The sequence below is a fragment of the Cognatiluteimonas telluris genome (assembly GCF_011320095.1).
Lineage (GTDB): Bacteria > Pseudomonadota > Gammaproteobacteria > Xanthomonadales > Xanthomonadaceae > Cognatiluteimonas > Cognatiluteimonas telluris.
Genome location: NZ_JAANOY010000009.1, coordinates 13758 through 38956 on the forward strand (window position 1 = coordinate 13758; position 25199 = coordinate 38956).

General features: G+C 69.8%; 20 protein-coding genes and 2 tRNA genes. 13 read left to right on the forward strand and 9 right to left on the reverse strand.

Going from position 1 to position 25199, the window contains the following annotated elements; genetic code table 11:
• Positions 1-95: 95 nt before the first annotated feature.
• Entirely contained in the window at positions 96-1175 is a 1080-nt protein-coding gene (gene rnd / locus G7B67_RS06810) for a ribonuclease D (protein WP_166209897.1), read from the forward strand.
• Positions 1176-1327: 152 nt separating this feature from the next.
• On the opposite strand, the gene G7B67_RS06815 is transcribed toward rnd, so the two are convergent.
• Both G7B67_RS06815 and G7B67_RS06820 read right to left on the reverse strand, forming a co-directional pair.
• Positions 1328-2143 carry a glycosyltransferase gene (locus G7B67_RS06815; protein ID WP_166209900.1) on the reverse strand — a complete coding sequence of 272 codons (816 nt, stop codon included), beginning with the start codon at positions 2141-2143 and terminating at the stop codon, positions 1328-1330.
• Complete coding sequence (locus G7B67_RS06820; RefSeq protein WP_166209903.1) at positions 2140-2964, reverse strand: glycosyltransferase family 2 protein; 825 nt, start codon at positions 2962-2964, stop codon at positions 2140-2142. Before G7B67_RS06820 ends, G7B67_RS06815 begins: the two co-directional genes overlap by 4 nt.
• A gap of 99 nt (positions 2965-3063) precedes the next feature.
• On the opposite strand from G7B67_RS06820, the gene G7B67_RS06825 reads away from it, so the two are divergent.
• Positions 3064-3139, forward strand: a tRNA-Ala gene (locus G7B67_RS06825).
• A gap of 62 nt (positions 3140-3201) precedes the next feature.
• On the opposite strand, the gene G7B67_RS06830 is transcribed toward G7B67_RS06825, so the two are convergent.
• A complete protein-coding gene (locus G7B67_RS06830; RefSeq protein WP_166209906.1) occupies positions 3202-5211 on the reverse strand; it encodes a protein-L-isoaspartate(D-aspartate) O-methyltransferase in 2010 nt (669 codons plus the stop codon).
• 241 nt (positions 5212-5452) lie between these two features.
• Here G7B67_RS06830 and G7B67_RS06835 point away from each other — a divergent pair.
• The 5 genes from G7B67_RS06835 (at position 5453) to G7B67_RS06855 (ending at position 10447) form a co-directional block, all read left to right on the forward strand.
• Positions 5453-5526: transfer RNA gene (locus tag G7B67_RS06835), tRNA-Arg, on the forward strand.
• Between the two features lie 127 nt (positions 5527-5653).
• The gene (amaB, locus tag G7B67_RS06840; protein WP_166209909.1) at positions 5654-7189 is read left to right on the forward strand and encodes an L-piperidine-6-carboxylate dehydrogenase; all 1536 of its coding nucleotides are present in this window, start codon (positions 5654-5656) and stop codon (positions 7187-7189) included.
• A 211-nt stretch (positions 7190-7400) separates the two neighbouring features.
• Positions 7401-8459, forward strand: a complete 1059-nt coding sequence (locus G7B67_RS06845) for a quinone-dependent dihydroorotate dehydrogenase (RefSeq protein ID WP_166209912.1) — start codon at positions 7401-7403, stop codon at positions 8457-8459.
• A gap of 9 nt (positions 8460-8468) precedes the next feature.
• Entirely contained in the window at positions 8469-9533 is a 1065-nt protein-coding gene (gene murB / locus G7B67_RS06850; protein WP_166209915.1) for a UDP-N-acetylmuramate dehydrogenase, read from the forward strand.
• Between the two features lie 47 nt (positions 9534-9580).
• Positions 9581-10447, forward strand: coding sequence for a DMT family transporter (locus G7B67_RS06855; RefSeq protein WP_166210062.1), 867 nt, complete (start codon positions 9581-9583; stop codon positions 10445-10447).
• Between the two features lies 1 nt (position 10448).
• On the opposite strand, the gene G7B67_RS06860 is transcribed toward G7B67_RS06855, so the two are convergent.
• Positions 10449-11213: a phosphatase PAP2 family protein gene (locus tag G7B67_RS06860; protein ID WP_166209918.1), complete on the reverse strand. Its 765-nt coding sequence runs from the start codon at positions 11211-11213 to the stop codon at positions 10449-10451.
• Positions 11167-12483, reverse strand: a complete 1317-nt coding sequence (gene ispG, locus G7B67_RS06865) for a flavodoxin-dependent (E)-4-hydroxy-3-methylbut-2-enyl-diphosphate synthase (protein WP_166209921.1) — start codon at positions 12481-12483, stop codon at positions 11167-11169. The genes G7B67_RS06860 and ispG overlap by 47 nt, the downstream gene beginning before the upstream one ends.
• 22 nt (positions 12484-12505) lie before the next feature.
• Here ispG and xseA point away from each other — a divergent pair, with 22 nt between their 5' ends.
• Together xseA and G7B67_RS06875 are read left to right on the forward strand one after the other, a co-directional pair.
• Positions 12506-13882 carry an exodeoxyribonuclease VII large subunit gene (xseA, locus tag G7B67_RS06870; RefSeq protein ID WP_166209924.1) on the forward strand — a complete coding sequence of 459 codons (1377 nt, stop codon included), beginning with the start codon at positions 12506-12508 and terminating at the stop codon, positions 13880-13882.
• Positions 13883-14029: 147 nt separating this feature from the next.
• Positions 14030-15466, forward strand: coding sequence for an aldehyde dehydrogenase family protein (locus tag G7B67_RS06875; protein WP_166209927.1), 1437 nt, complete (start codon positions 14030-14032; stop codon positions 15464-15466).
• Between the two features lie 72 nt (positions 15467-15538).
• Here the strand turns inward: G7B67_RS06875 and G7B67_RS06880 are convergent, their stop codons facing one another.
• Positions 15539-18490: a sensor domain-containing diguanylate cyclase gene (locus G7B67_RS06880; protein ID WP_166209930.1), complete on the reverse strand. Its 2952-nt coding sequence runs from the start codon at positions 18488-18490 to the stop codon at positions 15539-15541.
• A gap of 142 nt (positions 18491-18632) precedes the next feature.
• Between G7B67_RS06880 and G7B67_RS06885 the strand changes: the two genes are divergently transcribed.
• From G7B67_RS06885 to G7B67_RS06900, 4 genes are all read left to right on the forward strand, one after another.
• Complete coding sequence (locus tag G7B67_RS06885) at positions 18633-19211, forward strand: RNA polymerase sigma factor (RefSeq protein ID WP_166209933.1); 579 nt, start codon at positions 18633-18635, stop codon at positions 19209-19211.
• Between the two features lie 64 nt (positions 19212-19275).
• Positions 19276-20220: a hypothetical protein gene (locus G7B67_RS06890; RefSeq protein ID WP_166209936.1), complete on the forward strand. Its 945-nt coding sequence runs from the start codon at positions 19276-19278 to the stop codon at positions 20218-20220.
• Positions 20217-20804, forward strand: a complete 588-nt coding sequence (locus G7B67_RS06895) for an IMPACT family protein (protein WP_166209939.1) — start codon at positions 20217-20219, stop codon at positions 20802-20804. Before G7B67_RS06890 ends, G7B67_RS06895 begins: the two co-directional genes overlap by 4 nt.
• 150 nt (positions 20805-20954) lie before the next feature.
• Entirely contained in the window at positions 20955-22709 is a 1755-nt protein-coding gene (locus G7B67_RS06900; RefSeq protein WP_166210065.1) for an ABC transporter transmembrane domain-containing protein, read from the forward strand.
• A 63-nt stretch (positions 22710-22772) separates the two neighbouring features.
• Here G7B67_RS06900 and G7B67_RS06905 read toward each other — a convergent pair whose 3' ends face one another.
• The 3 genes from G7B67_RS06905 to G7B67_RS06915 all read right to left on the reverse strand — a co-directional run bounded on the left by G7B67_RS06905 (position 22773) and on the right by G7B67_RS06915 (position 25155).
• On the reverse strand, positions 22773-23897 hold the full coding sequence (locus tag G7B67_RS06905) for a sensor histidine kinase (RefSeq protein WP_166209942.1): 1125 nt from the start codon (positions 23895-23897) through the stop codon (positions 22773-22775).
• A 191-nt stretch (positions 23898-24088) separates the two neighbouring features.
• The gene (locus G7B67_RS06910; protein ID WP_166209945.1) at positions 24089-24295 is read right to left on the reverse strand and encodes a cold-shock protein; all 207 of its coding nucleotides are present in this window, start codon (positions 24293-24295) and stop codon (positions 24089-24091) included.
• 101 nt (positions 24296-24396) lie between these two features.
• Complete coding sequence (locus G7B67_RS06915) at positions 24397-25155, reverse strand: S-methyl-5'-thioinosine phosphorylase (RefSeq protein WP_425482420.1); 759 nt, start codon at positions 25153-25155, stop codon at positions 24397-24399.
• Between the last annotated feature and the right edge of the window lie 44 nt (positions 25156-25199).

Sequence of the window (25199 nt, forward strand, 5' to 3'; positions counted from 1 at the left end):
GCAAGTTAGGCCATCGACGGCGCCCGCGGCAAATCACGCCGCCGTGGGACAATCCGGCGCCGCGACGCGCGGCCAACCCGGGATCCCGTTCGACGATGCAATGGATCAGCACACCGGCCGAACTGGCCGCACACCTGGCGACCTCGCCCACCCGCGTCGGCCTGGATACCGAATTCGTACGCGAGCGCACCTGGTGGCCGCAACTGGCGCTGGTGCAACTGTCGCTTGAAGGCGGCACGGTGCTGCTGGTGGATCCGCTGCTGCCCGGCATGTGCGACGCGCTGGCGCCATTGCTGGCCGATGCGCGCGTGCTGAAGATCATGCACAGCGCCAGCGAAGACCTGGTCGCACTCAAGCATGCCTGCGGCGTGGTGCCCACGCCGCTGTTCGACACCCAGATCGCGGCGGCGCTGTGCGGCGTCGGGGCGGGCATCGGCTACCAGCGACTGGTGCAGGACACGCTCGATGTCGCGCTGGCCAAGGGCGAGACGCGCTCGGACTGGCTGCGCCGCCCCTTGTCGCCCTCGCAACTGGAATACGCCGCCGACGACGTGGTGCACCTGTTCGCGCTGCACGACGACCTGGATGGACGGCTGGCGGCGCTGGGTCGTCGCGACTGGCTCGCGGAGGACTGCGCGCGGATGGTCACCAATGCGCAGCGCGACGAACTCGAGCGCTGGCCGCACCTGTCGTTGCGCGCGGCGCAGTTCCTCGACGCCGATGCGCGCATCCGCCTGCTGCGGCTGTTGCGCTGGCGCGACGCCTACGCGCGCGACACCGACCGCCCGCGCAACTGGATCCTCGACAACGAACTGGCGACCACCCTGGCGCGCACGCCCCCGGTCGACCAGGCCGCATTGCAGGCGCGCCTGGACGCGCAACCCAAGGCACCCCGCAAGCTCGCCGCCGTCATCTGGCAGGCGCTCACCACGCCGCTGGCCGACGAGCGGCAGGCACCCGAGCCACGCAACGACGACCGCGACAAGGCGGCGCTGCGCAGGCTGCAGGACGTGGTGGCCGCGCGCAGCGCCGAACTGGGCCTGCCCGACGGCGTGCTCGCCTCGCGTCGCTGGCTGGCACCCCTGCTCGACGGGCACTGGACCGGGCCGCTGGCGGGCTGGCGCCGCGCGCAGTTGCAACCACTGATCGACGCTTGGCAGCAGGACCCGGGCTGAACGCCGGGCTGTGGCGCCGGCGCGCGCGGCCATCGGAGACGGCGTATTCGAACGTACGGGGCTGCCATCGCATGCCGCCACGGAAGGCGCGCGATGTCCCCGTCGGGGACAGCACGCGCATGGCTTGCGCAATGCGCGCGGAGACGTGGCGCCTACAACACGGGGATCAGCGGCCCCATGACATGCGACAGGGTGGCGGGAATGCCTGATTGCATCGGCGCCAGGTCCAGCGGCACCCCCGCGAGGAAGTCGCGCGCCAGCACGCGTGCGCGCGCCTGCACGAGCTGCTGCGCGGCGGCCCTTGCCGGCGATCCAAACCCGGTGTGGGGCGCGCGCGTCAATGACTTCGCATGCAGCCGGCGTACGTAGACCGTCTCGGCGATGTTGCACGCGCGTCCGCCGAACACGGCGCGGCGCACGAATTCCGAATCGCCATTGATCCGCATGCTTGCGGCAAAGCCGCCCAGGCGCCGGGCGAGCGCGACCGACACCAGTCCACTGGTCAGCAACAGGGTGTGCGCCGTCGGCCTCTGCAGTAGCTCGGCGCGTGGATCAAGCGGCAGGCGGGCCAGGTCCGGACCTTCGTTGGGTTGGCCGGGCTCGGGGACGTGTTCGACCTGCCCTCCGACGAGTTCGAAGCCGGACTCGTAGGCAGCGAGCAGGCGCTGCAGTCGATCGGGCAGTGACCAGTCGTCGGAATCCTGCAACAGCACCGCGTCGAACGGCGCCCGGGCAAAGACGGCTTCGCTGATCGCGAACGGACCGGTGTTGTCGCCATTGCGATACAGCGACACCCCCGGGTAGCGTGCGAGCACGGAATCGGGCGGACGCGGCGACGCGTCGTCGACCACCATGATGGCGTCGAGCGGCACGGTTTGCGCGAGCAGCGATTCGATCGCCTGGGCGAGCCAGCGGTCGTCGGCCTCGTCACGCCCCAGGTGCGGGATCAGCCCCAGCACCTGCGTCACGCGGCGGCCTCGGGCCAGTCCCAGTAGTGCAGCTTGTCGGGACGCGAGGTATCCAGGGCGCGCTGGTCCAGTCGCAACAAGCGGTGCAGCCGCGCTGGCGGGGGAAATCGCATGCGTCGTGGCGCCAGGTTGATCCGGTTGTGGTGCCAACCGATGGCGAGCTCGGCCTGGGCGAAGCGCCGCCGCGCGTATTTCTCGAAGGCATGCTGCTGGGAAAGGAAGACGTAATGCCGCAGCACCATGTCGTGTTCCCACACCTGCAGCCCGGGCCCGGCCAGCAGGTGGCCGCCGCTGTCGACATTGCTCAATGCCGCATCGCGACGCCACGCCAGCATCCGCCATCGCGGCGCCGGTGCGAAATGGTAGTAATGATGGAAGGGGAAAAACCCCGCCTGCGCCCTGCCCTCCGCAGCCGGATCCTCGAGCGGCAGGAACACGAATTCATTGAAGTTGATGGCATTGGCGCCAGCGTCATCGGCGCGCGCGATCGCCTGCGCCAACGTCTCGCCCTCGATCGGCGAATGTGGCATTTCGTCGGCGTCCAGGTGCATGACCCAGTCCGCCTGGCAGGTTTCGATCAACCGTGCCTTGGCCTGCAGCTGTGCCAACAGGTCGAAATGCCCCACGTAGGGCAGTTCGACGATCGACCGCACCAGGCCAGCATCGCGCAGGCCTTCGAGCTGTGCGCGTGCCGCCGGTCCAGACTCGTTGTCGAGTACGACCGTTTCGATGCCTTCCGTGGCGAGGTGGGCCAGCACCCGGGGCAGGTAATGCTGCTCGTCGCGAACGGCGATGAAAGCGAGGATGCGCGGATCCGTCATCCCACTAGGATACCGGCTACCTTGCCGCGACCATCGGGCATGGCTGGCGGCGGCCGGGAAGCGCCCGTATAATCCGCAGCCTCCGGCGCCGACCGGAATGGGGCGGTAGCTCAGCTGGGAGAGCGCCACGTTCGCATCGTGGAGGTCAGGGGTTCGATCCCCCTCCGCTCCACCACTTCGGTCACGCTGCAGAAACCCCCGCCAAGCGCGGGGTTTTTTGTGCCTGCATGCCGACGGTCACAGCCCGAACGGCCAGGTGTCAGGCATGCCGCTGCCGTGCTCGTGGGTGAGCGGCGTCACCGCCCGGGTGCGGTCGAACCACACGTAGGCGTCGAACTGCCGCGGCAGCTGCGCATCGGTGTAGTGGCTCCAGCGCTCGGTCTCCGGCCGGTAGATGACGCCGATGAAGCGTTCCAGCTGCGCCGGCGTCAAGCGGTCGCGCAGGTCCGGATGCTGCCGGGGGCGCAGGTCGGTGAGGCAGCGTTCGACGCCGGCCTCGTGGTACAGGCGCTCGTAGCTGCCGGGCAGCGACGGGCGCACCTGCATCACCTGCATGTCCTCGTCCCAGTTGTGGGCGGCGGCGACGGTTCCCGAATGGGTGCCGAAGCCGATCAGGGCCGCCTGGTCGCCGTAGTGCTCGCGGCACAGCTGGCCGATGTTCAACTCGTCGCGCTGCTGTCCCATCTCGGTATGGCGCGCGTCGCCGATGTGGGAATTGTGCGCCCAAACCACCGCGCGGCTGCCCTTGCCGCCGGCCTCCAGCAGGTGCTGCAGGGTCTCGAACATGTGGGTGTCGCGCAGGTTCCATGAGTCGGCCGAGCGGTAATACATCGCCCGGTAATAGGCCTCGGCATCGCGCACCAGGCGCGCGTTCTGGGCAGCGTCGAAATACCGCTCGCCATCGGCGCGCGAGTACTCCAGCCGCCTGTCCAGCAGCGAACGCAGCATGTCGGTCACCGGCCTTTCGCACAGCGCGTAGCCGGCGGTGAGCGCCATGTGGCCGTATTGCGCGGGTTCCTTCGACCACGGCGTCAGGCAGCCATAGCGGAGGCGCGCGATCCGCGCGGCTTCCGGATCGACGCCATCCAGGTAATCGATGACCGCGCGGATGGAGGTGTTGAGGCTGTACAGGTCCAGCCCGTAGAAACCGGCGCGCTCATCGTGCGCCCGCGCCTGGTTGAACGTGCGCAGCCAGGTCACGAAGCGTTCGACCTCGACGTTGCGCCACATCCAGGTCGGGAAGCGTTGGAACGCGGGTTCGCGCGGGGCGCCGGTCGCGGTGTGGCGCACGTAACGATCGATGCTGGCGGCATCGGGCCAGTCGGCCTCGACGGCGACGATGTCGAACCCATGCGCCTCCACCAGCCGCCGGGTGATCGCATCGCGGGCGCGGTAGAACTCCGAGGTGCCATGGCTGGCTTCGCCCAGCAGCACCACGCGGGCATGGGCGAAGCGGTCGAACAGCCTGCCGAAGGCCGGATCGTCGAAGTCCGGCAACGGCTCGGCGGCGGCGCGGATCAGGCCCGGGATCGTGCGCGCCGGCTCGCCCGCGCGGGCGTGCAGGGGCGCTGTCGATTCGGCCATCGTCACCGGCGCGTCGTCGCGCCAGCCGTGTTCACCGATCAGCGGCACGAACCGCACATCGCCCAGCTCCTTGCGCACGAAGCGATCGTTGCCGGTGCGCGTGACCAGCACCAGCCGCTGCTGGTCGCGCGTGCTGCCGACCGGCATCACCAGGCGCCCGCCGGGCGCGAGTTGCCGCAACAGGCTGTCGGGGACTTCCGGGCCACCGGCGGCCGCGAGGATGGCATCGAAGGGCGCGGCTTCCGGCCAGCCCTGGGTGCCATCGCCCACGCGCAGCTGGATGTTGTCGTAGCCCAGCCGCTGGAAGCGCTCGCGCGCCAAGCTCGCCAGCTCCGGCCGGCGTTCGATCGCATAGACCTCGGCGACGATCGCGCCCATCACCGCGGCGGCGTAGCCGGATCCGGCACCGATTTCGAGCACGCACTCGCCCGGTCGCAGCTGGGCCTCGGCGATCATCAGCCCGACGATGTAGGGCTGGGAAATCGTCTGCCCGCCTTCGATCGGCAGCGGCGAATCCTCGTAGGCGAACTCGCGCAGCTCCGGCGCGACGAATTCCTCGCGCGGCACCGCGCGCATCGCCTGCAGGGTGTAATGGTCGCGCACCCCGCGCGCGGCGAGTTGCCGCTCGACCATGCGTTCGCGCTGCTGCCGGGTATCGTCCATCGCGCGCTCCTCAGCTGTGCGGTGCCGGCGCGGTCGGGATTGGCATGGGTGCCGGCGTGGGTGCCGGCGTGGAGCGCCGGTACATCGCGTGGCCGCGTCGGCAGCCGCCACGCCCTGCGCGGGGGATCGGACCCACCATACGCAGCGCCGGTCAAGGCAGGGCGAAGGTTTCGCCGGCCCCGAAACGGCGCGGCGGGCAGGTTTGGGGCCGCCTTCGCATTCATGCGAAAATGGCCGACTTGGCCCCGTAGCTCAGCTGGATAGAGCGGTCCCCTCCTAAGGGACAGGTCGTGCGTTCGAATCGCGCCGGGGCCGCTTGTTTCGGCGCTCCATCCTGGACGCGGGCCATGCCCGGCGGCATGCGGCGCGTCCGCGGTGGCATCCAGACCGCCCGCGCCCGTCGCTGGCCTTTCAAATCCGCTTTCTTTCGAGGAACCCCACGATGACCCACCCCGTGATCACCGCGCTCGGCCTGGGCGGCACCGAATCCAGCACCTACCTTGGCGACGGCCAGTGGGCGAAGACCGCCGACGCCGGCGTGCTGGAGCCGATCAATCCCACCGACGGCAGCGTGCTGGCGCGGGTGCAGGCGTCCTCGCGCGACGATTACGAGACGATCGTCGAGCGCGCGCAGGCGGCGTTCAAGGTCTGGCGCACGACGCCGGCGCCGCGCCGCGGTGAAGCCGTGCGCCTGTGCGCCGATGCGCTGCGCACGCACAAGGACGCACTGGGTTCGCTGGTCGCGCTGGAAATGGGCAAGTCCAAGCCCGAGGGTGACGGCGAAGTACAGGAGATGATCGACATCGGCGAATTCGCCGTCGGCCTCTCGCGCCAGCTGTACGGCCTGACCATGCATTCCGAGCGCCCGGGCCACCGGATGTACGAGCAGTGGCAGCCGCTGGGCCTGGTCGGGATCATCTCGGCCTTCAACTTCCCGGTCGCGGTCTGGGCCTGGAATGCCTACGTCGCGGCCGTCTGCGGCGACATCTCGATCTGGAAGCCGTCGCCGAAGACGCCGCTGTCGGCGATCGCGGCGATGCGTATCTGCAACGAAGCGCTGAAGCAGGGCGGCTTCCCCGACATCTTCTACCTGTTCAACGACGCAGGCAGCGATCTGGCGCAGGCGTTCGTCGACGACCGCCGCATCGCGCTGGTGAGCTTCACCGGCTCGACCAAGGTCGGCCGCATGGTCGGCGAGCGCGTCGCCCAGCGCATGGGCCGCTCGCTGCTGGAACTGGGTGGCAACAACGCGATCATCGTCGACGAGACCGCCGACCTGAAGCTTGCGATCCCGGCGATCGTGTTCGGTGCGGTCGGCACCGCCGGCCAGCGCTGCACGACCACGCGCCGGCTGTTCGTGCACGAAAAAATCTACGACGACGTGCTCGCGCGCCTCGTCACCGCCTACGGCCAGGTCGAAAAGAAGATCGGCGATCCCACCGACCCGGCCAACCTGATGGGCCCGCTCAACAGCCAGGACGCGGTGCAGGCCTTCATCGATGCCGTCGCCAAGGCGCAGGCCAGCGGCGGCACGATCGCCAGCGGCGGCAAGGCCCTGACCGATCGCAAAGGCAATTTCGTGCTGCCGACGCTGGTGACCGGCCTGTCCAACGACGCCGAAGTCGTGCAGACCGAAACCTTCGCGCCGATCCTGTACGTGATGAAGTATTCGACGCTGGACGAAGCCATCGCGCTGCAGAACGACGTCCCACAGGGCCTGTCGTCGTCGATCTTCACCACCAACCTGCGTGCGGCCGAGCAGTTCCTGTCGTCCGCCGGCTCGGACTGCGGCATCGCCAACGTCAACATCGGTACGTCCGGTGCGGAAATCGGCGGCGCCTTCGGTGGCGAGAAGGAAACCGGCGGTGGTCGCGAATCGGGCTCCGATGCGTGGAAGGCGTACATGCGTCGCCAGACCAATACGATCAACTACTCCGATGCGCTGCCGCTGGCGCAGGGGATCAAGTTCGACCTGTGAGGGCTGCCGCGGATACGCACGAGACCGGACGCAATGCCTGTGAATGGCTGTCATCCCCGCGCAGGCGGGGATCCAGCCGCATTGCTCCCACGCCCGTACGGACAACCTGCGCCTTGCGCCGGCAGCCTGAATCGATAGAGTCACCGGACTCCGCCCCCGCGGAGCGATAAGCAAGGCGGAGCATGCGGATGCCGAAGGCCAGAGACTGACGATGTATTCCCTCGCCCGCCCCTTCCTTTTCGGCATGGATCCGGAGCGCGCGCACGGCTTCGGCCTGGCGTCGCTGGAGGCGGCCTATCGCAGCGGTTTGAGCGGACTGCTGGCCAGCCGGCCGCAGCCGCTGCCGACCAGGGCGCTGGGGCTGGTCTTCCAGAATCCGGTCGGCCTGGCCGCGGGCCTGGACAAGAACGGCGCGCACGTCGATGCGTTGTCGTCGCTGGGATTCGGCTTCATCGAGGTCGGCACGGTGACCCCGCGCCCGCAGCCGGGCAATCCCAAGCCGCGCATGTTCCGGTTGCCCGAGCACGAAGCGATCATCAATCGCCTGGGCTTCAACAACGACGGCGTCGATGCGCTGGTGCGCAACGTCGAGCGCAGCAAGCGCCGCCAGGGGCTGCTCGGCATCAACATCGGCCGCAACAAGGACACGCCCAACGACGCCGCGGAGGCCGACTACCTGTACTGCCTGGAGCGGGTCTATCCGCTTGCCGACTACGTCACCGTCAACATCTCCTCGCCCAACACCGCGGGCCTGCGCGAACTGCAGGAGGAGCAGTCGCTGCGGCGCCTCGTTGGCACCCTGCGCGAGGCGCAGGAGCGGCTGGGCGCGCAGCACGGCAAGCGCGTGCCGATGCTGGTCAAGGTGGCGCCGGACCTGTCGGACGACGATGTCGAAGCCGCCGCGCGCGTGCTGGGGGACCTGGGTGTCGACGGCGTGATCGCCACCAACACCACCGTGTCGAGGCTGCTGGTGCAGGGCGACCCGTGCGCGCGCGAAAGCGGCGGATTGTCGGGCGCCCCGTTGATGGACAAGGCCACCGCGGTGCTGCGCAAGCTGCGCACGCGCCTGCCCGAGCAGGTTCCGCTGATCGGTGTCGGCGGCATCCTCTCCGGCGCCGACGCCGCCAAGAAGATGGCCGCTGGCGCCAACCTCGTGCAGCTGTACACCGGGCTGGTCTATCGTGGACCCGGACTGATCGCCGATAGCGTCGATGCGATGCGCCGCCGCAAGGAAGCCCCGAGCCGCGGCAACCTGCCGCCAAACGACTGAAGCGTCGCGATGACCGGTTATCGCATCATCGAGGGCGCGAAGCTCGATGCGCGCAACACCTTCGGCGTCGCCGCGCGTGCACCGATGCTGGTCGAGGTCGCCGACACCGGCGCGCTCGGGGAGCTGTTCGGTTACGCGATGCTGCGCGACGGCCCGCTGCTCGTGCTGGGCGGCGGCAGCAACCTGCTGTTCGCCGGCGATCCGGAAGGCGCGGTGCTGGCGCTGGGTTCGCAGAAGATCGCGCTCCACGACGACGCGGATGGCGCCGACGACGGCGTCACCCTCGTCCGCGCCGATGCCGGCGTCGAGTGGCATGCGCTGGTGCTGTGGACGCTCGGTCGCGGACTGGCCGGACTGGAAAACCTCGCGCTGATCCCCGGCACCGTCGGTGCCGCGCCTATCCAGAACATCGGCGCCTATGGCGTCGAGGTGCGCGAGTGCGTGCACGCGGTCGAAGTCTTCGAACGCGCGACTTCGCGCGTCCGCAGGCTCACTGCGGCGGAGTGCGCGTTCGCCTATCGCGACAGCCGATTCAAGCGCGACCCCGATGCGTTCGTGGTCACGGCGGTGGAATTCGCTTTGCGGCGCAATGCCACCCCGCGCCTGGACTATGCCGGCCTGGCCGACGAACTGCAGGCGATGGGCATCGACGTCCGGGCGCCTGCCGGCGTGCGCCCATCGCAGGTCGCCGAAGCCGTTTGCCGGATCCGCCGGCGCAAGCTTCCCGACCCCGCGCTCGTCGGCAATGCCGGAAGCTTCTTCAAGAACCCGATCGTGCCTGCGGCGATGGCCGATGCGCTGAAGTCGGACCACCCTGCCCTGCCGGTGTTCGGCAGCGGCGACCCCGCATCGCGCAAGCTCTCGGCGGCGTGGCTGATCGACGCCTGCGGCTGGAAGGGATTCCGCGAGGGTGATGCCGGCGTCGCGGCTTCGCACGCGCTGGTGCTGGTCAACCATGGTGCGGCGACCGGCGCGCAACTGCTCGCGCTTGCACGGCGCATCGCCAGCTCCGTGCAGGAGCGCTTCGGCGTGGCGCTGGAGCCCGAGCCACGCATCATCGGCGCGCGCTGGTGATCGCAGCGCGTCCACCGACGACGAAATTCGCGCTGGCCGCGGCGCTGATGCTGGCCAGCACCACCTTCTTCGGACTGATGGCGGTCACGATCCGGATCGCGTCGGCGAGCCTGCCGACCTTCGAGATCGCGTTCTTCCGCAACAGCTTCGGCCTGCTGGCGCTGCTGCCGGTGCTGTGGCTGGGCGGCGCGTCGCTGCACACCCGGCAGCTGCCACGCTACCTGCTGCGCAGCGCGATCGGCATCGGTTCGATGCTGTGCGGCTTCTGGGCGATCGGCCACCTGCCCTTGTCGCAGGCGATCTCGCTGTCGTACTCGACGCCGCTGTTCGTGACCATCGCGGCGGTGTTCTGGCTCGGCGAGCAGGTGCACCACCGGCGCTGGGCGGCGGTGATCGTCGGCTTCCTCGGCGTGATCGTGATCGTGCGGCCGTGGTCGAGCGCGTTCAGCGCCGGCTCCCTGGTCGCGGTGCTGGCCGCGGTGCTCAGCGCCGTGGTTGCGATCCAGATCAAGCAACTGTCGCGCGTGGATCCGGCCGACACGATCGTTTTCTACACCTACGCATTCTGGGTCCCGCTGTCGCTGCTGCCGGCGCTGTTCGTCTGGCAATGGCCGCACGGCATGGCGTGGCTGTGGCTGGTCCTGACCGGATTGTTCGGCACCGGGGGCCAGCTGCTGTGGACGCGCGCGCTGCGCATCGGCGATGTGTCGGCACTGACGCCGATCAGCTTCATGCAGCTGCCGTTGGTGGCGGTGGCCGGCTACCTGTTGTTCGACGAGTCGATCAGCCGCTGGACCGTCATCGGCGCCGCGATCATCTTCGCCGCCAACGCCTACATCGCGCGCCGCGAAGTGCTGCTGTCGCGCAAGTCGGCCACAGCCGCGCCGACCGAGGCCGCGAAACCCGGCGAATGATTCACGGTGGCGACGGTTCGACCGCGCGCCAGGGCCGCAACGTGCCGCGGAACATCAGCGCGTAGACCGCGATCACCCACGCGCAGGCCGCCGTCCAGCCGGCGAGGATGTCGGAGGGGTAATGCACGCCCAGGTAGACCCGCGACAATCCGATCAACAGCACCAGCGCCGCCGAAACCAGCGTCACCGGCCAACGCCAGCGCCATCCCGATGGCGTGCGTGCGTGCCAGCACAAAAGCACCACGACCATCGCCAGCGTCATCGAGCCCATCGCATGTCCGCTGGGGAAACTGAAGGTGGTCTCCGGCCGGATCGACACCCACAGGTCCGGGCGCACGCGCGCGAAGGAATGCTTCGCTGCCAGGTTCAGCAGCATCGATCCGACGATCGACAGTGCCGCAAACACGCCCTCGCGCCGATGCCCGCGCAATGTCAAGGCCAGCACCAGCACTACGTCCGCCGGAACGACGCCCCAGGCGTAGCCGACTTCCGTCATCAGGATGAACAGGCGATCCAGCCCGGGACCAGCCATCGCGTGCATGGCCTGCAGGATCGGAACATCGAAGGCGAAAGCCTCGCCTTCGCGCAGGTCCTCGACCAGCGCGCCGAAGCCCCACAGCGGCAGCAGCACGCCGGCGAAGACCAGCAGCAGGCGCCATCCGTGGACTCTCAGGAACGCCGCGCCGAAGCGCGTTTCCTGCGTGACCGCATCGGCGGCTTCAGCCGGCGTCGATGGCTTCGCCGCGTCCGTACCTGCGCTCGACATAGCTGTCGATGATCCCGACGAAATCCCGCGCGATCGTATCGCCGCGCAGGGTGACGGTCTTTTCACCGTCGACGAACACCGGTGCCGCCGGCGCCTCGCCCGTGCCCGGCAGCGAGATGCCGATGTCGGCATGCCGCGATTCGCCGGGACCGTTGACCACGCAACCCATCACCGCGAGCGTCATGTGCTCGGCGCCGGGATGGGTGATCTTCCACTCCGGCATTTTCGCGCGCACGTGTTCCTGCACGACCTGCGCCAGTTCCTGGAAGAACTCCGAGGTGGTGCGGCCGCAACCCGGGCACGCGGTCACCATCGGCGTGAACGCGCGCAGGCCCATCGTCTGCAGCAGCTCCTGCGCGACCACGACTTCCTGCGTGCGCGGCGCGCCGGGCTCTGGCGTGAGCGAGATGCGGATGGTGTCGCCGATGCCTTCCTGCAGCAGCACCGCCAGTGCCGCCGACGAGGCGACGATGCCCTTGCTGCCGATGCCGGCTTCCGTCAGCCCGAGGTGCAATGCGAAATCCGAGCGCGTGGCGAGATCGCGATAGACCGCGATCAGTTCCTGCACGCCGCTGACCTTGCACGACAGCAGGATGCGATCGGCCGGCAGCCCGAGCTCGACCGCGCGCGCGGCCGAGTCCAGCGCCGAGCGGATCAGCGCCTCGCGCAGCACGCGCGCGGCTTCGAGCGGCTCGGCGCGCAGCGCGTTCTCGTCCATCAACCGCGTCGCCAGCGACTGGTCCAGCGAGCCCCAGTTGGCGCCGATGCGCACCGGCTTGCCGTAGCGGATCGCGAACTCGATCAACTGCGCGAACTGCGTGTCGCGCTTCCTGCCGAAGCCCACGTTGCCGGGATTGATCCGGTACTTCGCCAGCGCTTCGGCACAGGCAGGCTCACCGGCCAGCAACTGGTGGCCGTTGTAGTGGAAGTCGCCGACGATCGGCACCTCCACGCCCATCATCGCCAGCCGCTCGACGATGCGCGGCACGGCGGACGCCGCCTCGGGCGTATTCACCGTCACCCGCACGATTTCCGATCCCGCGCGCCACAGCTCGGCGACCTGGCGGGTGGTGCCGGCGATGTCGGCGGTGTCGGTGTTGGTCATCGACTGCACCACCACGGGCGCGCCGCCGCCGACGACGACGCTGCCGATCCGGACCGGCCGGGTGATGCGCCTGGGCGCCGCGCCGAAGGCGGGTTCGGCAGCCGCTTCGGCACAGGGCGGAGCCGCCGCCACGACGCCCGGCGGGGCGATGATCTCGTTGCTCATGCGCATAGTTTAGTCTGGCCGGATGAACATCCTCGACGGTCGCGACGGCCCTGCCGGCGGCGTTTCCCGCCCGGCCCGCGACATCCTCAGCCCCAGCCAGCTCAACACCCTGGCCCGCGACCTGCTGGAAGGCAGCTTCCCGCTGATCTGGGTGGAGGGCGAACTCAGCGGGGTCTCCCGGCCGGGCTCCGGGCACCTGTATTTCTGCCTCAAGGACGCCCGGGCGCAGGTGCGCTGCGCGATGTTCAAGCCCAAGAGCAGCTGGCTGAAATTCGTCCCGCGCGAAGGCATGCGCGTGCTCGCGCGCGGCCGGCTGACCCTGTACGAGGCGCGCGGCGAGTACCAGCTGGTGCTCGACCACATGGAGGAAGCGGGCGAAGGCGCGTTGCGGCGGGCGTTCGAGGAGCTGCGCGCCAGGCTCACCGCCGAAGGCCTGTTCGAGCAGGCGCGCAAGCGTCCACTGCCGGCGCACCCGCGCAGGCTCGGCGTGCTCACCTCGCCCAGCGGCGCCGCGGTGCGCGACGTGCTGAGCGTGCTCGCGCGGCGCTTCCCGCTGCTGCACGTTGAGATCCTGCCGGTGCTGGTGCAGGGTGCGAATGCCGCGGCGCAGATCACCACGATGCTGCGACGGGCCTCGGCCAGCGGCCGCTACGACCTGCTGCTGCTCACCCGCGGCGGCGGATCGCTGGAAGACCTGTGGGCGTTCAACGACGAGCAGCTGGTGCGCGCCATCGCGGCCTCCGCGGTGCCGGTGGTTTCCGCCGTGGGCCACGAAACCGATTTCAGCCTCGCCGATTTCGCGGCGGATTTGCGCGCACCCACGCCATCGGCTGCGGCCGAGTTGCTGGCGCCCAGCCGGGAGGATCTGTCGCGCCGCCTGCGTGCGCTGGAAGCGCGCGTCGGCAACCTGCAGCGGCAGCAATTGCGCGCGGCGATGCAACGCGCCGACCGCGCGGCGCTGCGCTTGCAGGCGCTGCGGCCACAGGCGCGGCTGCAGATGCTGCAGCGGCGCCAGCTCGACGCCCTGCGCCGGCTCACCGCGGCCTGGAAGCGGCGCATCGAGGTCGACCGCGCCAGCCTGCGGCACGCCGACACGGTGCTGCGCGCGGCGCATCCGCAACGACGCCTGGCGCGGCTGCGGGAACGCCTGGCGGCCATGGCCGTACGCCCGCAGTCCGCGATCGCACGCCGGCTGTCCAGCGACGCACTGCACCTGCGCGGCCTGGCGCGCTCGCTGCACGCCGTGAGCCCACTGGCGACGGTCGCGCGCGGTTACGCGATCCTGCAGCGCGAGGATGGACGCGTTGTGCGCAGCGTGCTGGATGTCGTCGCTGGCGACTCCGTCGACGCGCGCTTGTCCGACGGCCAGCTGCGCTTGCGTGTCGAGGATGCTCCATAGCCCCCCGTTCGCAGGCGCAATCCGCGGGCCCCGATTCGCAGGAGCGGTTTCAGCCGCGAGCGTTCCAACACAACGCCACCGGCACGAGCTCGCGGTTGAAGGCGCTCCGACAAAACACGCGGCCCGCGCCGCTCATTGGAGATTCCAATGCTCCAGACATCCTATCCGTACTATCTGGCCAATACCCCGGTCGCCGCCAACACCGACCTGGACGTGCTCGACAAATACACGGGCAAGATCGCCACCTGCGTCGCCTTCGCCGATGCCACCGCGGTCGAGCAGGCCATCGCCGCCGCCAGCGCGGCCCGCGCGGCGATGGCGGCATTCCCGCCGGACGCGCGCCGCGATGTGCTCGAGCATTGCGTGCGCCGCTTCAGCGAGCGCCAGGAAGAACTCGCGCAGGCGCTGTGCATCGAGGCCGGCAAGCCGATCCGCGATGCACGCGGCGAGGTTGCCCGCCTCATCGACACCTTCCGCATCGCCGCCGGCGAAGCCACGCGCATCGACGGCGAAGTGATCGAGCTGCAGGTCTCCCCGCGCACGCGCGGCTATCGCGGCATGGTCAAGCGGGTGCCGGTCGGCGCCTGCGCATTCATCACGCCCTTCAACTTCCCATTGAACCTCGTGGCGCACAAGGTCGCCCCCGCCATCGCCGCCGGTTGTCCGTTCGTGTTGAAGCCCGCGGCGAAGACGCCGATCGGCGCGTTGATCATCGCCCAGGTGCTGGCCGAGACCGACCTGCCGCCCGGCGCGTTTTCGGTCCTGCCCTGCTCCAACGACGATGCCGCGCTGCTGGTGGAGGACGAGCGCATCGCGCTGCTGAGTTTCACCGGCGGACTGGTCGGCTGGGACCTGAAGGCACGCGCCGGACGCAAGAAGGTCACGCTCGAACTCGGCGGTAATGCAGCCTGCATCGTCGACGCCGACCCGGGCTTGCCGCTGGATGCCGTCGTCGAACGCCTGGTGTCCGGCGCGTACTACCAGTCCGGGCAGAGCTGCATCAGCGTGCAGCGCATCTTCGCGCACGCCGGCGTGCACGATGCGTTACGCGCAAAACTGCAGTCGGCGGTTGCGGCATTGCGCATGGGCGACCCGCACGACGAGGACGTCTTCATCGGCCCGGTCATCGACGAGGCCGCGGCGGAGCGGATCGAGCGCTGGATCGCCGACGCCGTGGCGGCCGGTGCGCGCGTGCTCGCGGGTGGCCCGCGTCGCGGCACGCTGGTGCCGGCGATGTTGCTGGAGCGCGTGCCGCACGATGCCGACCTCTATCGCAAGGAAGCCTTCGGGCCGGTGGCCTGCATCGAACCCTTCGACGATTTCGACGATGCACTGGCACGGGTCAATGACAGCGACTTCGGCCTGCAGGCGGGTGTGTTCACCGGCGCGCTGGCACACGCCATGCGCGCGTGGGATGGACTGGAGGTCGGTGGCGTGATCGTCGGCGACATCCCGAGCTTCCGCGTCGACAACATGCCCTACGGCGGCGTCAAGGGATCCGGCTCGGGCCGCGAGGGCATCCGCGCGGCCATCGCCGACATGACCGAGCCGCGACTGCTGGTGATCCGCGACGCACCCCGCTGAGGGGCACGCGGCCCGGACCGGGCCGGACGGTTCGTGCGACCCGGTTTCGACTACTGCGGGTTCTGCGCTGGATCAGGCATCCAGCGGGACGTTGCCGCGCATCGCCTGCGCCTCGGGCGTTCCGAGCAGGTAGCCTTGCCCGTAACCGCAACCAAGCTCGGCCAGCGTGTCGCGCTGCACGACCGTCTCGATGCCCTCGCCGATCGTGTCGATGCCCAGGGTGTTGGCGAGCGCCAGGATCGCGCGCACCAGCGCCAGGCTTTCGGCGCGGGTTTCGCCATCGAGCCCGGCCACGAAGCTGCGATCGATCTTCAATGCCTGGATCGGGAACCGATGCAGGTATGACAGCGCCGAGAAGCCGGTGCCGAAGTCGTCCAGCAGCGCCAGCACGCCGTGCTGGCGCAGCACGTTGAGCATGCGCAGCGCGCGTGGCGCGTCGTCGAGCAGCGCGACTTCGGTGATCTCGATCCGCAACCGGTGCGGGTCGGCGCGGGCATCGTCGAGCATGCGCAGCAGGCGCTCGGCGAAATCGTCGGAGCGGAAATGCCGGGGCGAGACATTGATCGACACATAGCCTTCGGGATGGCTGTGCAGCCAGCCGATCACGCGCTCGTACAGCAGCCAGTCGACCTGCTCGATCAGGCCGCTGTCCTCGCCGACGCCGACGAATTCCCCCGGCGGCAGCGGCCCGTGAAGGTCGTGGTTCCAGCGCAGCAACGCCTCATGGCCGACGATGGCACCGTCGGTGAGCCTCACGATCGGCTGGAAATGCGGCACGAAGGAATCGCCGAGGATCGCCCGGCGCAGGTCCGCTTCCAGGTCGAGCAGCCGGATCGCATGTGCGCGCATGGCTTCGTCGAACAGCGCGCTGCGATCACGTCCTTCGGCCTTGGCGCGGTACATCGCCGCATCGGCGTCGCGCAGGAGTTCCTCGCCCAAGCGATACCGCGGCTGCCACAGCGCGATGCCGATGCTGGCGGAAGGAAACAGTTCGCGCCCGCCGATCCACAGCGGCTTGCCGAGGGCCTCCAGGATCCGGGTGGCGAGCGCTTCGCTGGCGTCCGGGCCGTCGAGGGGGTCGGCGAGGATGGCGAATTCGTCGCCGCCGAAGCGCGCGACCACGCCGGTGTCGCCGAGTACGGCGGCGATCCGGCGCCCGACTTCCACCAGCATTTCGTCGCCGGCGGCATGGCCGATGCTGTCGTTGATCAGCTTGAATCGGTCCAGGTCCAGGAACAGCACGCCGAAGCAGGCGCCCTCGCGCGATCGCGCCTTGCTGATCGCATCGTCCAGCCGCTCCAGCAGGTGCGGGCGGTTCGGCAGGCCGGTCAGCGCATCGTGGCGCGCCTGGTGGGTGAGCCGCTGCTCGGCGCGCATGCGTTCACCGATCTGCGCACGCAGTTCGCGGTTGGCGCCAGCCAGTTCCTGGGTGCGCGATTCGACCCGGAACTCGAGTTCCGAATGCGCCGCCTTCAGGTGCTCCTGGGTGCGCTTGCGCGCCAGGCCCGCACCGATGTGGTGGGCGACGAACGTCAGCAATTCCTGGTCGCGCGGGGTGAACACGATGTCGGGGGTGTAGCTCTGCACGGCGATCGCGCCGACCACCATGCCATCGCGCACCAGCGGCACGCCAAGCCAGCTCTGCGCATGGCTGCCATGGCTGCGCACGCTGCCGGCCGCTTCCAGGTCGGCGATGCGCGCGCGGTCGGCGAGCAGTGCCACGCCATGGGTGATGACGTATTCGGTCAGGCCGGTTCCCCGCTTGCGGGTGATGCGCAGCGAGTCGCGCTCGTCGACCGAGTACGGAAATTCGATCTGCTCGCCATCGGTCGTCAACAGCGCGATGTAGAAGTTGCGTGCGTACAGCAACTCGCCAACCAGGTTATGGACCTCGGCATAGAAGCGCTCGAGGCTGCCGGTGGTGACCGACAGTTCTGTGATCTTGTACAGCGCACGCTGCAGGCGCTCGGCGCGCTGGCGCTCGACGATCTCCGCCTGCAGCACGAGGTTGGCCTGCTGCAGCTCGAGCGTGCGCTCGTAGACCCGGCGTTCGAGTTCGACCTGCGCGTGCTTGCGGTCCAGCGCGGTCTGGATGTGCTGGGCGACGTATTCGAGCAGCGCGCGGTCCTCGTCGCTGTACATGCCGGGTCGGTCGTAGCTCTGGACCACGATCGCGCCGCTGACACGGTCGTCGCGCCACATCGGCACGCCCAGCCAGTCGGCGCTGTCGGGGCCATGGGCCAGGTCGCGCTTGACGCCGAGCGCCCGCCGCAGCTGCTCCGATGGCCCCTGCAGCGGCAGGCCGCCATGCAGCAGCGCCACGGTGAGGCTGTTGGGCAGCTCGTCGATGCTGATTTCCAGGTCCGGCTGGGCCATGTACGGGTCCAGCGCATCGGCGAAATACAGGAAGCGGATGGTGCGCGTGGCCGCGTCGTACAGCACGATGAAGAAATTCAGTGCGTACATCAGCCCGCCGACCACTTCGTGGATGCGGCCGAGCATCTCGTCCATTTCCAGGCCGGAGCCGGCCAGGTCGGCGATCTCGTACAAGGCCTGCTGCAGGCGCTGGGATTTGCGCAGCGATGCAACCTGCGCCTGCGCCCGCGCGGCGGCCAGCGAGGCCTCGACCGTGCGCCTGGCCAAGCCGCGCCAGGCCTCCATCACTCCGGCCGGCTGCGGCTTGGCCAGCGTGGCGACCACGACCATGCGTGCCTGGCCGTCGTCCCACGCGATCTCGCTGCCACCATTGACGCTCTCCGCCGGATTGCTGATGCAGCGGGCGGCATTGGCGCGCAATGCGTGGCTGGCGCCTTCGACGGCCGAGAGCCCCTCTCCGCAGACCGCATCGCGCCAATGAACCACGACATGGGAACCGGGTGGCAGCACCGCGGCCAGTGCCTCGGCCAGGCCATCGAGCAGGGTCGGGCCAGTCGCCTGGACAGCCGATGCGACGCCGGTCGCTGCAGCTGCGGTCGCTGCGGTTGCGTAAGCGCCTTCCTCGGCGACGATGGGTCCGCTGCTCATGGCCGCAGGATAGCGGCCAAGCGAAGCCGGCGTCAGCCCCGCCAGGCGCGGCCGTGCGTTGGCACCGGAATGGCCGATCGCGCTGCCCGGAACCCCGCCCCCGGGCTTCACCCCGGCCCGCTCAGCCCGTACGCTGGCGGCAATGGACGATGCCGCGGTCGACAACCCCCAGCCCAGCGACGAAACGCTGATGCTGGCCTGGGCCCGTGGCGATGCGGACGCCTTCGATCCGTTGTACGCGCGCCACCGCGTCCGCCTGTACCGCTACCTGATGCGCCAGCTGCGCGATCCGTCGATGGCGGACGAGTTGTTCCAGGACGTCTGGCAGCGGGTGATCGCCGCGCGCGGCGGCTGGACGCCCGACGCGAGCTTCGCGACCTGGCTGTACCGGATCGCCCACAACCGCATCGCCGATCATTGGCGCGCCCGCCAGTACCGCCCGCCGGCGCCGGCCGATGGCGACGAACGGACGGCGCGGATACCCGCCCCCGACACGCCCGAGCGCACACTCTCGCAGTTCGAACAACGCCGGCAATTACAGGTTGCGCTGGATGCCTTGCCGCCGGAACAGCGCGAAGTACTGCTGTTGCGGCTGGAGCAGGAATTGACCCTCGAGGAGATCGGCGCGATCACCGGCGTTGGCCGCGAGACGGTGAAGTCGCGGCTGCGCTATGCGATGGACAAACTGCGCGCCGGCGTCGCCGACCCGGATTTGGCCTGATGAAGCTGGAAACGATGCACGACCGGACATCCCACGCTCCCTGTTCGGGCACAGGCCAATGACCATGCCCGACCGGCCACCACTGACCGACGAGGAGCGCGCGCTCGCCCGACGCCTGCGTGTGACGCGTCCTGCGGATGAACCTTCGCCGGCGCTGGACGCGAAGGTGCGGGCGGCCGCGCGTGCTGCGGCCGCGCCGCAACGGGGGCGGCGACGCTGGCCGGCCGTGCTTGGCCTGGCCGCCTCGCTGGTATTGGCGGTGGGCGTGGCCTGGCAGCTGCAGTTGCGCCCGGAACCGCCGCCGGCGCCGCGCAGTGAAGCCGATGCGGCCTTGCGCGCGCCGGCAGCCACCGAGGGCCGACCCGCCGCCGGGGGCGAGCAGGCCAAAGCGGCCGTCGGCGATGCCGACGCCATCGACGCGCCCAACCCGGGCCTGAGCCAGGTAGCGACTGCAACCGGACCGTTGCCACCGGTACCGGCGAAGGTTGCCATCGCGCCCAAGGTCAGGTCGGCGGCGGCGGGCGACGGCCCGCTCCCCGCGACGAAACCTGCCGCGCCGATGGTGCAGGACGTCCCGGCTCCGTTGTCGCTGCCGCCACCGCCGCCGCCATCCCCTCCGTCACCGTCACCGTCCCCGGCAGCGCCCGTCGCTTTGCCGTCGCCAGTCCTTGCTCCGGCCCCAGCCCCGGCACCGACACCGCCCATCGTCGCCCCGCAACGGTCGTCGAAGCCGGAAGCGGGCAAGGAACCTCGCAGTAGCGCCAACGCGGCGAGCGAGGCGGAGATGGCAAGCCAGCGCGCGGATGAGCGGCGCATCGGCGACGAACCGGAGGACGAGGTACCGCCCGCCACCGCCGACTCGCCCGAGGTGCGCGAGGCCTGGCTGCAACGCATCCACGGGCTGCTCGACACCGGCGACATCGCCGGCGCGCGCGCCAGCCTGCGCGAGTTCATGCGTCGCTATCCCGACTACGTCCTGCCCGAGGACCTGCGCGCGCTGACGCCATGAGCGACACCCTCGCGGCACCGGCCACGCACGCGATCGAGGTGCGGCACAGCCGCTTCCTGGCCCGGGCCGCCACCGCCGCAAGCGTCGCCGACGCCCTCGCCTTCCTGGCGGCGCACGCCGATCGCGGCGCCACGCACAACTGCTGGGCCTACCGGATCGGCGTGGACTACCGCTCCAGCGACGATGGCGAGCCCGCGGGCACCGCCGGGCGACCGATCCTGGCCGCGATCGACGGCCAGGCGCTGGACCAGGTCGTGGTCGTGGTCACGCGCTGGTACGGCGGCATCAAGCTCGGCGCCGGCGGGCTGGTGCGCGCCTATGGCGGCGCCGCGGCCGAGTGCCTGCGCACGGCGACGCGACGGCCGCTGGTGAGGCTGTGCGAACTGGAACTGCGCGCGGGCTTCGAAGACCTCGGCGCGGTGCATGCGTCCCTGCTTGCCCACGGGGCAGCCAAGGTCGCGGAATCGTTCGAAAGCGATGGCGTGCGGATGCAGCTGTCGCTGCCGGCCGACCAGGTCGAGGCGCTGCGGAGCCGCCTGCGGGACGCGACCCGCGACCGCGTCCGCTGGGAACGCCGTTCGTAGGAGCGGCTTATCCGCGAGCTACTGGTCGTCGCCACGGGCCGCGTCGAAGGCTCGTGGCTGCAGCCGCTCCCACGACGATCCATGCAGATCCATCGCACGGCGGGCGAAGGCCTGCGCGACAGCAAGCCCGTCAACCTTCATCATTGGCCGATGACGCAATCTTCCTCCTCGAAAGCCCCGGTCGGATCCCTGCGCGCGCTCTGGCCGTTCGTGCACGCGCATCGCAACCTCCTCGTCGCCTGGCTGCTGGCGCTGGCCTGCTCGTCGACGGCCACGCTGAGCCTGCCGGTGGCCTTCCGCCGCATGATCGACCAGGGATTTTCCAGCGGCGCCAACATCGACCGCGCCTTCGTGTTCCTGTTCATGGTCGCGCTGGCGCTGGCGCTGGCGACCGCCGCGCGCTTCTACTTCGTCTCGCTGCTGGGCGAACGCGTGGTCGCGGACATGCGCCAGCAGCTGTATTCGCACGTGATCGGGCTGGACGCCGGCTTCCACGACCGCACCCGCAGCGGCGAGCTGGTGTCGCGGCTGACCGCCGACGCCGAGCTGCTGCGCAGCGTGGTCGCCTCCAGCATGTCGGTCGCCCTGCGCAGCACCATCACCGTGATCGGCGCGATCGCGATGCTGTTCGTCACCAGCCCGCACCTGGCGGCCTATGCGCTGGTCGGGATACCGCTGGCGGTCCTGCCGATCGTCATCGGCAGCCGGCGCCTGCAGAAAGCCTCGCGCGCCAGCCAGGACCGCGTCGCCGACGCCAATACCCTGGCGGCCGAAACCCTCGGCGCGGTGCGCACGGTGCAGGCGCATGCGCGCGAACCGTACGAGCGCGATCGCTTCGGGCACTCGCTTGCGATTGCCGTGGATACGGCGCGCCGGCGGATCCGTTCGCAGGCGATCGTCACCGCGGTCGCGATCGTGCTGATCTTCGGCGCGATCACCCTGGTGCTGTGGTCGGGTGCGCACGACGTGGTCGCCCACCGCATGAGCGCCGGCACCCTGGGCCAGTTCGTGCTGTACGCATTGATCGGCGGCGGCTCGGTCGGCGCGCTGGCCGAGGTCTGGAACGAACTGCAGCGGGCCGCCGGCGGCATGGGGCGCATCTCGGAACTGCTCTCCGAAACCCCTGTGATCGCGGCGCCCGCGCACCCGGCGGCGCTGCCGCAGCCGGTGCGGGGCGAAGTCGTTTTCGACGACGTGACCTTCCACTACCCCATGCGCCAGGACCTGCCGGCGATCGAACGCTTCAACCTGCACGTTCGCCCGGGCGAGACCGTGGCGCTGGTGGGGCCGTCGGGCGCCGGCAAGAGCACCGTGTTTTCGCTGCTGCTGCGCTTCCACGATCCGCAGTCGGGCCACATCGGCATCGATGGCGTCGACGTGCGCACGCTGGACCCGGCCGCGCTTCGCGAAACGATCGCGCTGGTGCCGCAGTCGCCGACGATCTTCGCCACCACCGCCGCCGACAACATCCGTTACGGCCGGCTGGACGCGACCGACGCCGAACTGCGCGCGGCGGCGGAATCGGCCGAGGCGGACGGCTTCCTCGATGCATTGCCCGAGGGTTTCGCCAGCGAACTTGGCGAACGCGGCGCCCGGCTGTCCGGTGGCCAGCAGCAGCGCATCGTCATCGCCCGCGCGCTGCTGAAGAACGCGCCGATCCTGCTGCTCGACGAAGCCACCTCGGCCCTGGACGCACAGAGCGAGCGCGCGGTGCAGCATGCGCTGGAAAACTTGATGGCCGGGCGCACGACCCTGGTGATCGCGCACCGCCTGGCGACCGTGCTCAAGGCCGACCGGATCGTGGTCATGGACCGCGGCCGCGTCGTGGCCGAAGGAACCCATGATGCGTTGATGGCCGAGGGCGGGCTGTATTCGGAACTGGCGAAGCTGCAGTTCCTGGATTGAGGGGCCGCGCAAGCTCGCAGCCGCGCCGTCGCGCCACGCCCCAGGGTCGCGGCTGGCCCGGCGTCAGGCCTCGCGCGGGATCCGCACGCTGAACACCGTGCCGGCGTCCTCGTCGGACGCGGCGACGATGCTGCCGCCATGGGCGACGGTGATTTCGCGCGCGATGAACAGGCCCAGGCCGAGATTGATGTTGGGCTGCTCGTCCTCCTGGCCGTCGCGTGCCAGGCGCACCAGCGGATCGAAGAGCGATGCCAGCGATTCGCGCGGGATGACCTCGCCGTGGTTGCCCACCTGCACGAGCACGGCGTCAGGCGAGCCTTCGATGCGCAGCGTCACGGGTTCGGATTGCGTGCGGTACTGGGCGGCGTTGTTGAGCAGGTTGGTCAGCACCTGCTGCATCCGGGCCGCATCGAAGGAACCGGCGGTCTGCCCGGCCACCTCCAGCTCGAACCGGCAGCGCGGATTGGCGGCGCTGGCGTCGTCCAGCGCGGCCTGGCCGATGTCCCGCATGTCGGCGCGCCTGCGGACCACGGGGATCCCCGAACCGAGCTGCGTGCGCGAGTACTCCAGCAGGTCGCGCACCATCGACGTCATCAGCGCCGCGCTGGTCTTCACGCGCGCGCCCATCGCTCCCGCCCTGGCGAGGTCGGCGTCCGGATGGGTGAGGTAGTCGCCTGCCATCGCCATCGTCGCCAAGGGTCCACGCAGGTCATGGCCGAGGATCGCCAGGAAGATCTCGCGCGTGTGCGTCGCCTTTTGCGAGTACGCCGTCGCCGATTCCGCCAGCGCCTGGTCGATGGTTTCGTTGAAACGCACCATGTCGTCGGTCGTGGCTTCGGTGACCTGCCCGACCTGCGACTGCCACAGCCTGAGCACGCTTGCGCGCAGGGCGCGGAATTCCGAGATGAGCTCGGCCACCGAGTAGCCACTCTCCAGCCGGCCGAGCCCGTGCCGGATCGCCGCCGTGCCTGCCTTGGGCACCGCCTCCTCGCCTTTGGATTTCGACGCCTGCTCGGCCGCCGACTGCCAGGTATCCAGATCCGCGGCGCACGCCTGCAACATCTGCTTGGCGTGGTCGCGCAGGTCGGAAATCGACATCTTCGAGGTCGTCGGGATTTCCTTGGCGAAGGCTTCCCACTCCTCCAGGATCTGCTCCATGTGGGTGGTGATGAACCGGGACAATTTCATCGTCTGGTCAACCCCAGGCGGAGGCATGCGCGATCCGGGTACGGTGGGTGACTTCGCAGCATAGGTGGCCGGGGCGCGGGGTATGTGAATCCCAACGTCGTTCCGGGCGGGGTCGGCGCGGCATTCCGGGCCTCGGTCCACAAAAAAAGCCCCGCCGGAGCGGGGCTTTCGGGTGCGGATGCCGTTGCCGATCAGACTGCGGGCTCGACGCCGGCCGCCTGTGCGCCCTTCGGGCCCTGGGTGACTTCGTAGCTGACGCGCTGGCCTTCCTGCAGGCTGCGAAAGCCCTTGGAGGCGATCGCCGAGTAATGCACGAACACATCGGCGCTGCCGTCTTCCGGTGCGATGAAACCGAAACCCTTGGCGTCGTTGAACCACTTCACGGTGCCGTACTGCATAACGTTGCTGACCTCATGGATGGATGCGTTGTCCGTGCGTGGCGCGTGGGGCGGCCTGGCGCACGGGCGGGAGTATGCAAAGCCAACCTCGGGTCTGGCAATCACCCCGCCAGCCACTGCCGCAACAGCCTGCCGACGTCGGCGGTGGCCACGGCGACATTGCCCAGCACCTCGTCCATCGTGATCACTTCGTCCGGATCCGGGCCGGCACCGGCGGCCCAGTTGGCGACGATGCCCAGGCACGCGTAGCCCAATCCCAACTCGCGCGCGAGGCCGGCTTCCGGCATGCCGGTCATGCCGACGATGTCGCAGCCGTCGCGGCGCATGCGCGCGATCTCCGCCCGGGTTTCCAGGCGCGGGCCCTGGGTGGCGCCATAGCAGCCACCATCGACGATCGCGACCTGCGCGGCGCTCGCGGCCGCGAGCAGTTCGCGTCGCAACGCCGCCGTGTACGGGTCGCCGAAGTCGACGTGCAGCACGGGCGTGCCGGCTTCCTCGCACAGGGTCGAGATCCGGCCCCAGGTGTAGTCGATCAGCTGGTCGGGACAGACCAGCGCGCGCGGCCCGCATCGGGCGGTGATGCCGCCGACGGTATTGAGCGCCAGCACCCGCGACGCGCCCACCTGCTGCAGTGCGGCGAGGTTGGCGCGGTAGTTGATGCGATGCGGCGGCACGCCGTGGCCCTCGCCGTGTCGCGCAAGGAAGGCGACGCGGCGCGCGCCGATGGTGCCGATCCGCACCGGGCCCGACGGCATGCCGTAGCGGGTTTCAGGCAGTTCCGAACGCGTGTCGGAGAGCTCCGCCAGCGCATAGACGCCGGTGCCGCCGATGATGGCCAGGTCGATGTCGGTCATGGGGATGCCAGTAAGTTGCCACGTGGCCTGGGGCGATCCCGGCGGCGGCG

Coding starts and splice junctions, on each gene's coding strand:
- xseA (WP_166209924.1), top strand. CDS start 12,506: ATGAACATCCTCGACGGTCGCGACGGCCCTGCCGGCGGCGTTTCCCGC.
- G7B67_RS06820 (WP_166209903.1), bottom strand. CDS start 2,964: ATGACGGATCCGCGCATCCTCGCTTTCATCGCCGTTCGCGACGAGCAG.
- G7B67_RS06910 (WP_166209945.1), bottom strand. CDS start 24,295: ATGCAGTACGGCACCGTGAAGTGGTTCAACGACGCCAAGGGTTTCGGT.
- G7B67_RS06890 (WP_166209936.1), top strand. CDS start 19,276: ATGCCCGACCGGCCACCACTGACCGACGAGGAGCGCGCGCTCGCCCGA.
- ispG (WP_166209921.1), bottom strand. CDS start 12,483: ATGAGCAACGAGATCATCGCCCCGCCGGGCGTCGTGGCGGCGGCTCCG.
- G7B67_RS06875 (WP_166209927.1), top strand. CDS start 14,030: ATGCTCCAGACATCCTATCCGTACTATCTGGCCAATACCCCGGTCGCC.
- G7B67_RS06905 (WP_166209942.1), bottom strand. CDS start 23,897: ATGAAATTGTCCCGGTTCATCACCACCCACATGGAGCAGATCCTGGAG.
- G7B67_RS06895 (WP_166209939.1), top strand. CDS start 20,217: ATGAGCGACACCCTCGCGGCACCGGCCACGCACGCGATCGAGGTGCGG.
- rnd (WP_166209897.1), top strand. CDS start 96: ATGCAATGGATCAGCACACCGGCCGAACTGGCCGCACACCTGGCGACC.
- G7B67_RS06900 (WP_166210065.1), top strand. CDS start 20,955: ATGACGCAATCTTCCTCCTCGAAAGCCCCGGTCGGATCCCTGCGCGCG.
- amaB (WP_166209909.1), top strand. CDS start 5,654: ATGACCCACCCCGTGATCACCGCGCTCGGCCTGGGCGGCACCGAATCC.
- G7B67_RS06885 (WP_166209933.1), top strand. CDS start 18,633: ATGGACGATGCCGCGGTCGACAACCCCCAGCCCAGCGACGAAACGCTG.
- G7B67_RS06830 (WP_166209906.1), bottom strand. CDS start 5,211: ATGGACGATACCCGGCAGCAGCGCGAACGCATGGTCGAGCGGCAACTC.
- G7B67_RS06860 (WP_166209918.1), bottom strand. CDS start 11,213: ATGTCGAGCGCAGGTACGGACGCGGCGAAGCCATCGACGCCGGCTGAA.
- G7B67_RS06880 (WP_166209930.1), bottom strand. CDS start 18,490: ATGAGCAGCGGACCCATCGTCGCCGAGGAAGGCGCTTACGCAACCGCA.
- G7B67_RS06845 (WP_166209912.1), top strand. CDS start 7,401: ATGTATTCCCTCGCCCGCCCCTTCCTTTTCGGCATGGATCCGGAGCGC.
- G7B67_RS06855 (WP_166210062.1), top strand. CDS start 9,581: ATGCTGGCCAGCACCACCTTCTTCGGACTGATGGCGGTCACGATCCGG.
- murB (WP_166209915.1), top strand. CDS start 8,469: ATGACCGGTTATCGCATCATCGAGGGCGCGAAGCTCGATGCGCGCAAC.